This is a genomic window from Sphingomonas qilianensis, from assembly GCF_039614825.1.
Lineage (GTDB): Bacteria > Pseudomonadota > Alphaproteobacteria > Sphingomonadales > Sphingomonadaceae > Sphingomonas > Sphingomonas qilianensis.
The window spans coordinates 726482-738854 of the sequence record NZ_JBDIMF010000001.1 but is presented as its reverse complement, the minus strand read 5'-3'; the positions used below and the strand labels follow the sequence as shown (position 1 = coordinate 738854).

At 65.3% G+C, this 12373-nt stretch carries 9 protein-coding genes and 1 tRNA gene; 7 read left to right on the top strand and 3 right to left on the bottom strand.

The genetic code is table 11. The features are described 5' to 3' along the window. Positions 1-53 precede the first annotated feature (53 nt). Entirely contained in the window at positions 54-1589 is a 1536-nt protein-coding gene (locus ABC969_RS03560) for a GNAT family N-acetyltransferase (protein ID WP_345863809.1), read from the bottom strand. A 251-nt stretch (positions 1590-1840) separates the two neighbouring features. Here ABC969_RS03560 and ABC969_RS03555 point away from each other — a divergent pair, with 251 nt between their 5' ends. Next, complete coding sequence (locus ABC969_RS03555) at positions 1841-4738, top strand: valine--tRNA ligase (RefSeq protein WP_345863002.1); 2898 nt, start codon at positions 1841-1843, stop codon at positions 4736-4738. Positions 4739-4880: 142 nt separating this feature from the next. Then, a complete protein-coding gene (locus ABC969_RS03550; protein ID WP_345863000.1) occupies positions 4881-6335 on the top strand; it encodes an MATE family efflux transporter in 1455 nt (484 codons plus the stop codon). A gap of 133 nt (positions 6336-6468) precedes the next feature. On the opposite strand, the gene ABC969_RS03545 is transcribed toward ABC969_RS03550, so the two are convergent. Beyond that, a complete protein-coding gene (locus tag ABC969_RS03545) occupies positions 6469-7362 on the bottom strand; it encodes a diacylglycerol/lipid kinase family protein (RefSeq protein ID WP_345862998.1) in 894 nt (297 codons plus the stop codon). Positions 7363-7438: 76 nt separating this feature from the next. Between ABC969_RS03545 and hemB the strand changes: the two genes are divergently transcribed. Continuing rightward, positions 7439-8431: a porphobilinogen synthase gene (gene hemB, locus ABC969_RS03540; protein WP_345862997.1), complete on the top strand. Its 993-nt coding sequence runs from the start codon at positions 7439-7441 to the stop codon at positions 8429-8431. Between the two features lies 1 nt (position 8432). Further along, a complete protein-coding gene (locus tag ABC969_RS03535) occupies positions 8433-8960 on the top strand; it encodes a GNAT family N-acetyltransferase (protein ID WP_345862996.1) in 528 nt (175 codons plus the stop codon). Positions 8961-8963: 3 nt separating this feature from the next. On the opposite strand, the gene ABC969_RS03530 is transcribed toward ABC969_RS03535, so the two are convergent. Continuing rightward, positions 8964-9491 carry a hypothetical protein gene (locus ABC969_RS03530; protein WP_345862993.1) on the bottom strand — a complete coding sequence of 176 codons (528 nt, stop codon included), beginning with the start codon at positions 9489-9491 and terminating at the stop codon, positions 8964-8966. A gap of 77 nt (positions 9492-9568) precedes the next feature. Here ABC969_RS03530 and ABC969_RS03525 point away from each other — a divergent pair. The 3 genes from ABC969_RS03525 (at position 9569) to ABC969_RS03515 (ending at position 12367) form a co-directional block, all read left to right on the top strand. Next, a tRNA-Arg gene (locus ABC969_RS03525) sits at positions 9569-9645 on the top strand. A 256-nt stretch (positions 9646-9901) separates the two neighbouring features. Beyond that, positions 9902-11956 (top strand): PAS domain-containing protein, encoded by a 2055-nt coding sequence (locus ABC969_RS03520; RefSeq protein WP_345862992.1) that lies wholly within the window; start codon positions 9902-9904, stop codon positions 11954-11956. 39 nt (positions 11957-11995) lie between these two features. Beyond that, a complete protein-coding gene (locus tag ABC969_RS03515) occupies positions 11996-12367 on the top strand; it encodes a response regulator (protein WP_345862991.1) in 372 nt (123 codons plus the stop codon). Positions 12368-12373 lie beyond the last annotated feature (6 nt).

Sequence of the window (12373 nt, the reverse complement as noted above, 5' to 3'; positions counted from 1 at the left end):
CTGGCCGCGGTCAACGCAAACCCGACGGGTCGGGCTTGCGGTGTTTGCGCGGCTCAGCCGCCGCCCGGCCCCTTGGCACGGCTGCTGTGCGCATGCGGCATTTCCGGCTCCTGGCGCGGATTGCTCGACCAATCGATATGATACAGATCGAAGCGGCGATCGGCGAGATTGCGGACCGTGCCCTCGGCACGCGCCCAGGTGAGATCGGCGAGATTGACGTCGGCGATCGTCAGCGTCTCGATATTCTCACTCGCCTCGGCGGCGATGCCGTCGCGGGCGAAGGGGAAATCGCACGGGGTCAGGATGCAGGACTGGGCATATTGAATGTCCATATTGTCCACGCCGGGCAGATTGCCGACATTGCCCGCCATCACCACGAAGCACTGATTCTCGATTGCCCGTGCCTGCGCGCAATAGCGCACGCGCATATAGCCCTGGCGGTTATCGGTGCAGAACGGCACGAACAGGATGCGCGCGCCCTGATCGACCAGCCGGCGGGCGAGCTCGGGGAATTCGCTGTCGTAACAGATCAGCACGCCGATTGGCCCGACATCCGTCTGAATCACATCGACCGAATCGCCGCCCTTGATCTTCCACCAATAGGCTTCGTTGGGGGTGGGGTGGATCTTCTCCTGCGCATGGACCGATCCATCGCGCAGGCACACATAGGCGACGTTCTGAATATCGCCGTCATCGGTGCGCGTCGGATGCGAGCCGCCGATGATGTTGATATTGTAGCGCAGCGCCATGCGCGACAGCTCGGCGACGAGCGGCGCACGATGCTCGGTCAGGCGGTCGATCGCTTCCATCGGCGACAGTTTCGCGGTCTCGAACGACAGCAAGGAGAGCGTGAACAGTTCCGGGAAGACGACGAAATGCGCGCGATAATCCGACGCGACATCGACGAAATATTCGACGTGGCGGATGAATTCATCAAAATCGCGGACCGCGCGCGCCTGCAGCTGCACGGTTGCCAGACGGACGCTTTCGACGTCGCGGGGGACGCGGAACGCGGCGGGTTCGTTCGGATCTACGTACGGATTGCGCCACACCATGTGCGCGGCGAAACCGCCCGAGGCGGTGTCCTTGGGCAGGTAATCGCTGAGGATGCCGATCGGCGTGAAGCCGTTGGCGAGCTGGAAGCCGATCACCTGATCGCGCAGCTTGCCGCTGGCGATCTGATCGAGATAATCGACCGGGCCATCCACCTTCGAGCGCGCGCGGCGATAGCCGGGCATGCGCCCGCCAAAGGCGATGCCGCGCAGTTCGAGCCGCTCGGCCAGCGTGCGCCGCGCCTCATACAAGCGCTTGCCGATGCGCAGGCCCCGATGCAGCGGATCGACGGCGAGTTCGAAGCCGTACAGCCAATCGCCGGTCGGATCGTGGCGGCTGCCGAAACCGTTGCCCGAGATCGTCTCCCAATCGTGCGGCGAGAGCGCCACCGCCTCGTCGATCCGCGACGAGGCGCAATAGCCGACGATCTGATCGCCCAGTTCGGCGACGAACTGGCCTTCGGGGAAATTGTTGATCTGCCCGACCAGCATGCCGACGCTGTATGTGCCCATGCCGGCATAGACGCGCCCGACCATCGCGAGGATGCCGGGAATATCCCGCTGTTCGGCAAGCCGAACCTGCAGGCTGGATCGTTTTTCGACGGGCAAGATAAATCTCCGGGGATTGGCCGCACACGCGCGAAGCGGCGACCGGGCGTGCTTCCCCTCTAACGCCATTTGATGCGGATTAGAACCCGCGCGCGCGCCGCCTGTGACAGGGCGTGGCGCTATCGCGGTGCAACACGCCGGGGTGACGAAAGCGGGCGGCATGGTTATGGCCTCACGCCATGACCGAGCTCCCCAAGACCTTCGACCCCGCCGAAATCGAATCGCGCTGGTATGCGCATTGGGAGGAGAGCGGCCAGTTCCGCCCCGACCGCCCGGGCGCCGAGCCGTGGACGATCGTCAACCCGCCGCCCAACGTGACGGGCAACCTGCATATCGGCCATGCGCTGGACAATACGCTGCAGGACATCCTGACGCGCCACGCGCGGCTGAAGGGCAAGGATGCTTTGTGGGTGGTCGGCACCGATCATGCCGGGATCGCCACGCAGATGGTGGTCGAGCGGCAAATGGGCGCGATGACCCCGCCTGAGAAGCGTACCGATCTCACGCGCGAGCAGTTCGTCGAGAAAGTGTGGGCGTGGAAGGAAGAGAGCGGCGGCACGATCACCGCGCAGCTCCGCCGCCTTGGCTGTTCGATGGATTGGCAGAACGAGCGCTTCACGATGGATGCGGGCTTTTCCAAGGCCGTGCTCAAAGTGTTCGTCGATCTGCACAAGGAGGGGCTGCTGTACCGCGACAAGCGTCTGGTAAACTGGGATCCGGGCCTCGGCACCGCGATCAGCGATCTCGAGGTGGAAACGCGCGAGATCAAGGGCAGCTTCTGGAAGCTGCGTTATCCGCTGGAGGATGGCTCGGGGTTCATCGAGGTGGCGACGACGCGGCCCGAGACGATGCTCGCCGACATGGCGGTGGCGGTGCACCCTGCGGACGAGCGCTACACCGCGCTGATCGGCAAGAAGGTGCGGCTGCCGATCACCGGCCGGCTAATCCCGATCGTGGCCGACGAGCATGCCGATCCCGCGCTCGGCTCGGGCGCGGTGAAGATCACCCCGGGGCATGATTTCAACGATTTCGAGGTGGGCAAGCGCGCGGGGCTCAAGGCCGGCGAGATGCTCAACATGCTCGATGCCAAGGCGCGCGTCGTGCAGGTCTCGGATGGCCTGATTCCGGCGGCGTTCCTCGGTCTTTCGACGGCCGAGGCGCGCAAGGCGGTGGTCGCGCAGCTCAAGGACGAGGACTTCCTCGTGCCCCACATCGACAAGAACGGCGCGGAGCACGACGCCGAGCCGCGCACGATCCAGACGCCCTATGGCGACCGCTCGGGCGTGGTGATCGAGCCGTGGTTGACCGACCAATGGTATGTCGATGCCAAGACGCTGGCGCAGCCGGCGATCGAGGCGGTGCGTGATGGCCGCATCCGCATTGTGCCCAAGACGTGGGAAAAGACGTTCTTCAACTGGATGGAGAATATCCAGCCGTGGTGCGTCTCGCGGCAATTGTGGTGGGGGCACCGGATCCCGGCGTGGTTTGGTGATGACGGCCAGATCTATGTCGCGCTGAGCGAGGCCGAGGCGCAGGCGCAGGCCGGCGCGGGCGTGACGCTGGAGCAGGATAGCGACGTGCTGGATACGTGGTTCTCCTCCGCGCTGTGGCCGTTCGCGACGCTGGGCTGGCCGGATGAGGCAAGCGCAAGCCCCTCCCCTTCAGGGGAGGGGGAGGGGGTGGGGGCTCTCAGTCTCACCGAGACCGATGCCCGTGGGGATAGCCCCCACCCCAACCCCTCCCCTGAAGGGGAGGGGCTAAGAAGAAACAGCCTCCACGGCCGCTACCCCAATGACGTGCTCATCTCCGGCTTTGACATCCTGTTCTTCTGGAATGCCCGCATGATGATGCAGGGCATGCACTTCATGAAGGATGTGCCGTTCAAGACGCTGTATCTGCACGGGCTGGTGCGCGCGGCGGATGGCGCCAAGATGTCCAAATCGAAGGGCAATACGGTCGATCCGCTGGGCCTGATCGATCAATATGGCGCGGATGCGCTGCGCTTCTTCATGGCGGCGATGGAAAGCCAGGGCCGCGACATCAAGATGGATGAGAAGCGCGTCGAGGGCTATCGCAACTTCGCCACCAAATTGTGGAATGCCGCGCGCTTCTGCCAGGCCAACGGCATTGTCGCCAGCACGACGCTGGAAGCACCGAAAGCCGAGCTGGCGGTCAATCGCTGGATCATCGCCGAGACGATCCAGGCGGTGCAGGCGGTCGATCTGGCGCTGGCCGATTACCGCTTCGACGGCGCGGCCAACGCGATCTACCAGTTCGGCTGGAGCCGCTTCTGCGACTGGTATATCGAGCTGATCAAGCCGGTTCTTTCTCCCCACCCGCTTGCGGGAGGGGCTGGGGGAGGGCCTGCCGGTACGGACGGCGGGGCGATTGCGGACACGCCCTCCCCCGACCCCTCCCGCAAGCGGGAGGGGAGTGCTGAGGCGGACGAGACGCGCGCGGTGGCGGGCTGGGTGCTCGATCAGTTGCTCGTGCTGCTGCACCCCTTCATGCCGTTCATCACCGAAGAATTATGGTCCAAGATGGGGCCGCGCGAGAGCGATCTGATCGTGGCGAAATGGCCGATGGCGGATGCACGCGCGATCGATCCGGCGGCGGCGCAGGAAGTGGACTGGCTGATTTCGCTGGTCAGCGATATCCGTGCGGCGCGGACCGAGCTCAACGTGTCGCCCGGCGCGAAGCTGCCGATGCATGTGCAGGGCGCGGGCGCGCTGACGCAGGAGCGTCTGGCGCGCAACGCGGCGGTGCTGGCGCGGCTGGCGCGCGTCGATCTGGCGGACGGCGAGTTCGCCGGGCAGGGCGGCATTCAGGTGTTGGCCGAAGAGGCGACGTTCGTCATTCCGCTGGATGGCGTGATCGATCTCGATGCCGAAAAGGCGCGGCTGACCAAGGCGATCGCCGCCGTCGAGAAGGAGCGCGATGCGCTGGCCGGGCGCTTAAGCAATGCGAGCTTTGTCGAGCGCGCCAAGCCGGAAGCGGTGGACAAGGCCAAGGCCGATCACGCCGACAAGGCCGCGGAAGCCGAGCGCTTGGGCGCGGCGCTGGTGCGACTGGGTTGAGCCTATCCCTATTTTCGTCATCCCAGCGAACGCTGGGATATTCATGGGGTGCGCGGGTCGCGCGCCTCGTTGATACCCCAGCTTTCGCTGGGGTGACGGTTTGGGGTGGGGTGACGCAGTGGGGCGGGGCGACGGAGTAGATATGGCGACGGCCCCCTCATCCAAGCGCCAGCGCGATCTCACCACCGGCCCGATCGGGGCGACGTTGCTCGCCTTTGCGCTGCCCACGCTGGCGTCGAACATTCTCCAGTCGCTCAACGGTTCGATCAATTCGATCTGGGTCGGGCGTTTTCTCGGCGAAGGCGCGCTGGCGGCGACGTCCAACGCCAACATCATCATGTTCCTGATGTTCTCCGCGGTGTTCGGCTTCGGCATGGCGGCGACGATTCTGGTCGGTCAGTCGGTCGGGCGCGGCGATATCGAGGCGGCGCGGCGCGCGTTCGGCTCGGCGGTCGGGCTGGTGGTCGGCGGGGCGCTGGTGATCACCGTGCTGGGCTGGATTTTCGCGCCCGAGATCCTGCATCTGCTCGCCACGCCGCCGGAGGCCGAGCCGCTGGCGCTCGCGTATCTGCGCGTGATCTTCCTGGGGCTGCCGCTGTCGATGCTCGGCGTGCTAATCCAGATGGGGCTGCGCGGCACCGGGGATTCGATCACGCCGCTCTGGTTCATGGTGCTCAGCGTGATCATCGATTCGAGCCTCAATCCACTGCTGATCGACGGCATCGGGCCGTTCCCCAAGATGGGCATTGCCGGTTCCGCCACCGCCACGCTGATCGCCGCCCTGGTCTCGACCTTCGGGCTGATCGCCTATGGCTATGCGCGCGACCTGCCGATCCGGCTGCGCGGCGCGGAGCTGCGCTTCCTGCTGCCCGCGGCGGCGTTGGTGCGCACGATCGTGAGCAAGGGCCTGCCGATGGGCGCACAGATGCTCGTCATGTCGACCGCGGGGCTGACGATGGTCGGGCTGGTCAATCGGCTGGGCGTGGATACCGCGGCGGCCTATGCCGTGTCGCAGCAACTCTGGACCTATATCCAGATGCCGGCGATGGCGATCGGCGTGGCCGTCTCCAGCATGGCGGCGCAGAATATCGGCGCGGGCAAATGGGAGCGCGTCGATGCGATCACGCGCTCGGGCATCCTCTACAACACGATCATCACGTTGGTGGTGATCGCTGCCATCATCCTGTTCGATCGCCCGGTGATGGCGCTGTTCGTCGGCGCGGACAGCGCGGCGATCCCGATCGCGCGGCATATCCAGCTGATCGCCAGCTGGACCTTCGTGATGTTCGGCGCGACGATGGTGTTATTCTCCACCGTGCGCGCCAACGGCTCGACGCTGGCACCGCTGATTATTCTCGCCATCGCCTTATACCCGGTGCGTATCGGGTTCGCGCTGGCGGCCCGGCCCTTCATCGGCGCGGATGCCTTGTGGTGGGCGTTTCCGATCGGCTCGGCGGTGTCGCTGGTATGTGCGCTGTGGTTCTATCGGCGGGGCACGTGGCGCAAGGGCGCGCTGATCGTGCCGGCGGTCGCGGATGGCGAGGAACATGCCCAAGCCGACAGCGAGCCGGCGGGGCGGTTGCAGCCGACGGGGTGAGCTTAGCCTAACCCTCCACCGTCATCCCGGACTTGGTCCGGGATCCATCAAGCGGCTGGGGAAAGGAAGAGCGGGGCGAGCATCGCCTTGCCGGCGCATTGGATCCCGGACCAAGTCCGGGATGACGGGGAAGTTACGCGACCGGCGCCATTACCTCGATCACGCCCGCCGCGACCTTTGCCGTCACCGGGGTCCTGGCCAGCACTTCGCCGTCGATCGAGATCGGCATCGGCGGTTCGGTCGCGATGCGCAGCGATTTGCCGTGAAAGTCGCGCGTATCCTCGTGCCGCGCGTCGAGCTTGAAGAAGCTCGCCGCCCAATTCTTGACCAGCCGGCTGCGCGCGCGGCCGACCACCGCCTGCACGACGATCTCGCCCGAATCGACCGATGCGGCATCCACCAATTCGGTGCCGCCATGATACGGCCCGTTGGAGATCCGCACTTCGACCACGCGCAGCCGCTCGGCCTGCGCGCCTTCGCCGATGATCAGGGTGAACGGCTTGAAGCTGACGAACTGCCACGCCGCCCAGCCGAGATAGCCGATCTTGCCGAGGACTTTCTTAAGGCCATGGGGGATCGTCTTGGCAATCTGCGGCGAGATGCCAAGCGCCGCGCAATTGGCGAAATAATCGCCGTCGATCATGCCCAGATCAATGCGTTTAGGCGTGCCGGTGCGCAGCACCTCGACCGCGCCGGCAATGTCGAGCGGAATGCCCAGCGTGCGCGCGAAGCTGTTGGCCGTGCCGAGCGGCAGCACGCCAAGGATCACGTTCTTGCCGACCAGCAGATCGACCAGCCCGCTGACCGTGCCGTCGCCGCCGCCTAGGATGATCAGATCGGGCTTCTTGGCCAGCGCCTTGTGCACCGTCTCCTCAAGCTTGTCGGGATGCGGCACGGCATGGGCATCGACCGGGAAGGGCAGGCTGCTCATGGCCCCGCACGCCGCCTCGAACTGCGCCTGGCCTTTGCGCGACTTGGTGTTGATGATCATTGCGGCGGAGCGAATGGCGGTGGGAGCAGCTGTCATGGCGGCGGAACGCGCGGCAAGCGGTTTCGGCGCCGTAACGCTTGCAGCTTTTGCCCGGCATGCGCACATATTGCCCATGACAGCATCTTATCCCGCGCTTCGCCTTCGCCGTACCCGCAGCTCACCGTGGAGCCGCCGATTACACGCCGAAACCGTGCTGACCCCGGCAGATCTGATCTGGCCGCTGTTTATTTCCGAAGGGCAGGGGATCGAGGATCCGATCGCCTCGCTGCCCGGCGTGTCGCGCTGGTCGGTCGACAATATTGTCGCGCGGGGGCGCGAAGCGCGCGATCTTGGCATTACCTGCATCGCCCTGTTCCCCAACACGCCGCCGCAGTTGCGCACCGCGGCGGGGGAGGAAGCGCTCAATCCCGACAATCTGATGTGCCGCGCGATCCGCGCGCTGAAGGATGCGGTGCCCGAGGTCGGCGTGCTGACCGACGTGGCGCTCGATCCCTATACCGCGCACGGCCATGACGGGCTGCTCGATGCCGATGGGTATGTGCTCAACGACAGCACGGCGGAAGTGCTGGTCGGGCAGGCGCTCAATCAGGCCGCGGCGGGGGCGGATATCATCGCGCCGTCGGACATGATGGACGGCCGCATCGGGCTGATCCGCGACGCGCTGGAAGGCGCGGGGCATGTCAACGTGCAGATCATGTCCTACGCCGCCAAATATGCCAGCGGCTTTTACGGCCCGTTCCGCGATGCGGTCGGCTCGCGCGGGCTGCTGAAAGGCGACAAGAAGACCTATCAGATGGATTCGGCCAATGCCGAGGAAGCGCTGCGCGAAGTGGCGCTGGATCTGGCCGAGGGCGCGGACAGCGTGATGGTCAAGCCGGGGCTGCCGTATCTCGACATCATTCTGCGCGTGAAGACCGAGTTCCAGGTGCCGGTGTTCGCGTATCAGGTGTCGGGCGAATATGCGATGATCGAGGCGGCGGTGGCGGCGGGCGCGGCGGAACGCGATGCGGTGGTGCTGGAGACGCTGATGGCGTTCAAGCGCGCGGGCTGTTCGGGCGTGCTGACCTATCATGCGGCGCATGCCGCGCGGCTGCTTAGGGGGTGACGTGATCGAGACCGAGCGGCTGGTGCTGCGCTTGCCGACGCCGTCGGACCGCGTTGCGCTGCATGCCATGTGGGCAAATCCGCGAGTGATGGCAGATCTCGGTGCCCTCAAGACGCCCGAGGAAAGCGACGCGACGATCGCGCGGCACGACGGCTATCGTCATGAAGGCCTGGGGTTCCGGGTCGTGGAGCAACGCAGCGATCGAGCCGTGATTGGTTTCTGCGGGCTGAAGCGCGGCGCGAACGACACACCGATCGAGGGTGAGATCGAGGCGGGGTGGATGCTGGCGACACCCTATTGGCGGCTCGGCTATGCCCGCGAGGCGATGCTGGCGAGCCTCGCCTGGGGCTGGGCCAATACGGCCGCGGCGCGGATCGTGGCGATCGCCGCGGCGCGTAATGTGAAGAGCCAGGGGCTGATGACCCGGCTGGGCATGACACGGCTGCCGGAGGGTGATTTTGAACACCCGGCCTTTGCCGAGGGCGACCCGCTCCGCGCTAGCGTCACCTATGCGATCGCCCGACCGTAGCCATCAGGCCTCGGGCATCGACGCCTGGAGCGTGGCGATGCGGGCGCTTTCGGCCTCCAGCTCGGCCTGGGCGGCATCGCGCGCGGTTTGCAGCGCGGGGTAGGGCGGCTTGCCGTCGGCGGCGCGCGCGACGAGCAGTTCATCGAGATCGGTCACCAGCCCGGAGCTTCCCGCGCGAAACGAATCGAGCTCCGCCAGGGCGGTCTGCGCATCCAGCCAGCGATCGCTGCCGACGGCTGCCCCCCGGGCCGCGCGGGCTAGGCCGTCGGCACGGGTCGCGGCGGTGGCAAAGGCGCGCTTGCCGGCGTCCAGCGCGCTGGTCTTGTCGGCGATCAGGGCGTCGAGCGCCGGATCCGGCTCGGCCACCGCGACAACCGCCACCGGCTCGGCATCGCTGCGCGTTTCGATCGCGCGCGGCAGCAGCGATGGATAGGTCGTCGTGCCGGTCTGCGCGCAGGCGCCCAGCGCCGCGCCAAGGATCAGGCCGGAAACGGCGCACAGACGGGGGGAAATGGCGGATTTGGTCATCATCAATCGCTCTATGCCGCAAAAAAGTGACAAGCAACGCTTGCGCCCGCGAAAAACCCCCCCTAGGAGACTGCCTCCACGCACCCATAGCTCAGCTGGATAGAGCATCAGACTACGAATCTGAGGGTCGGGCGTTCGAATCGCTCTGGGTGCACCATTATTTTAATGACCATTCTTTTCATCCGATTTTGGATGGAAAGAATGGATCATGACAGCCGCCAACCGAGGCACCTCGGGGCGAGGGCGTGGCCAGCTTCATCGCGAGGGCTGGGCGAGGCAGTGGCGACGTCCGGCCACGTGATCGTCACCGAAAATCGAAGCGGAGATTTGCCATCCTGCTCCCCAACCACGTGAACTATACCGCGTGTGGTCCGTTCAAATGCTCTTGGTCCACGTGACGAACGGAATGTATCATGGCTGACGGCCCGCCCTTCCTCTCCGGCGGCGGAGCGCTCGGCCTGATGATGCGCACGCACGATTGGGCAGCGACGCCCCTGGGGCCGCCCGAGGCATGGCCGCAATCTTTGCGCTCCGTCGTGGGACTGATGCTCACGTCGCGCTTTCCGATGTTCATGGCGTGGGGCGAGGATCTCGCCTTCCTGTACAACGATTCGTACGTCGAGATTCTCGGATCGAAGCATCCGGCGGCGCTGGGCCGGCCCTTTCGCGAGGTCTGGTCGGAAATCTGGCGCGACATCGAGCCGCTGGTGAGCGCCGCGCTGTCGGGCAATCCGACCTACCACGAAAATTTGCCGCTGACGTTGCGCCGCCGCGGCTTTGATGAGCAGGCGTGGTTTACCTTCTCCTATTCACCCGTGCGCGATGACGACGGCGACATCGCCGGCATGTTTTGCGCGTGCACCGAAACCACCGTGCAGGTGCTGGCCGAAGAGCGTCGTGTTCGCGAAATCGATCGCCAGCGGCGATTGTTCGCCCAGGCCCCCGGGTTCATCACCGTGCTTGGGCAGCCGAACCACGTGTTCGAGTTCGTCAACGACTCCTACGTCCGGCTATTCGGCGAGCGGCAGTATATCGGCCGCAACGTACGGGAAGTGTTTCCGGAACTGGAGGGGCAAGGGTTCTTCGAATGGCTCGATCAAGCCTATACGACCGGTGAGCGCTATGTCGCCAATAACGTGTCGGTTCGGCTGAGGCCCTCTGACAGCGAACCCGAAACCGAGCGATATCTGGACTTTATTTACGAACCGGTGATCGACGAGGATGGTACCGTTACGGGCATTTTCTGCGAAGGTCACGACGTTACCGAAGCGTGGACCGCGCGCAAGGCGCTCGAGGAGAATGAGGCCCGGCTGCGCAATCTCAATGCCACTTTGGAGCAACGCGTCGCGGACGCGCTGGCCGAGCGGCGCATCCTGGCCCAAGTCGTCGAAACGACCGACGTGTATGTTCAGGTCGTCGACATGGATCTGCGATGGCTGGCGATCAACAAGGCCAGCGCGGACGAGTTCGAGCGGATCTTTGGCGTACGCCCGCATGCCGGGGATTCGATGCTGGAGCTGCTCGCCGGACAGCCGGATCATTGCGTTGCCGTAGAGCGGGTGTGGGGAAGGGCGCTTCGTGGCGAAGCCTATTCGGCGATCGATCGTTTTGGCAGTGCCGAGGAAGCGCAGCGATATTATGAGATGAAGTTCAGCCCGCTGCTCGGCGCGGCGGGGGAACAGGTGGGAGCATATCAGTTCGTCACCGATGTCACGGCGCGGCTGGTGCGTGACGCCGAATTGGCGCAGGCCCAGGAGGCGTTGCGGCAAAGCCAAAAGATGGACGCCATCGGGCAACTCACCGGTGGCGTAGCGCATGATTTCAACAATTTACTCACGCCAATCATCGGCAGCATGGACTTGCTTCAGCGCAAGGGCATCGGCGACGAACGGACGCAGCGCATGATCGACGGCGCGCTGCAGTCGGCGGAGCGCGCGAAGACGCTCGTCCAGCGCTTGCTCGCCTTCGCGCGCCGACAGCCATTGCAGCCGCAGCCAGTCGACGTGGGATCCTTGGTCAAGGGCATGGACGACCTGCTTTCGAGCACGATGGGGCCGCGCACCGAGATCGTTCTGGACGTCCCACCCGGCTTGCCGGCCGCGGTTGCCGATGCCAACCAAGTCGAGATGGCGCTGTTGAATCTCGCGGTGAACGCGCGCGATGCGATGCCCGACGGCGGTACCTTGGCGATCGCGGTCGCGGCGGAGCAGATCGGCGCGAATGACCCCGAATCGCCGCCCCGCCGCGTGTTGCGCATTCGCGTCAGGGATACCGGCGTCGGCATGGACGAGGCGACCCGGCTTCGGGCGACCGAGCCGTTCTTTTCCACCAAGGGCGTGGGACAGGGAACAGGATTGGGGCTCTCGATGGTTCATGGGCTGGCGGCGCAACTCGGCGGCTCACTTGTCATCGAAAGCGCGCCCGGTGCCGGGACGACGATCGAGATCCGCCTGCCGCTGGCGACGTAGGAAGCGTTTCTGTCGGAAGAGCAGGCCGTCGGACTGACCATGCCGGGATCGGGTGCCGTGCTGCTGGTCGACGACGAGGCACTGGTGCGATCCAGCACCGCCGATATGCTGACCGAGCTGGGCTATTCGGTGATCGAAGCAGAATCGGGGGAAGAGGCATTGCGTCTGCTCGATCAGCAGAGCCCAATCGACTTCCTGGTGACCGATCACCTGATGCCGCGCATGACCGGCACGCAGCTGATCGCGGAAGACCGGCGCAAACGGCCAGGTCTGTCGGTGTTGATCATTTCGGGCTATTCCGAGGCGGAAGGCATCGATCCATTGTTAAGCCGGCTGACCAAGCCGTTCCGTCAGGCCGAACTTGGCCAATGCATGGCGGCAATTGCCGCATCGTCCGCACTTCACGGCTAGCGCTAC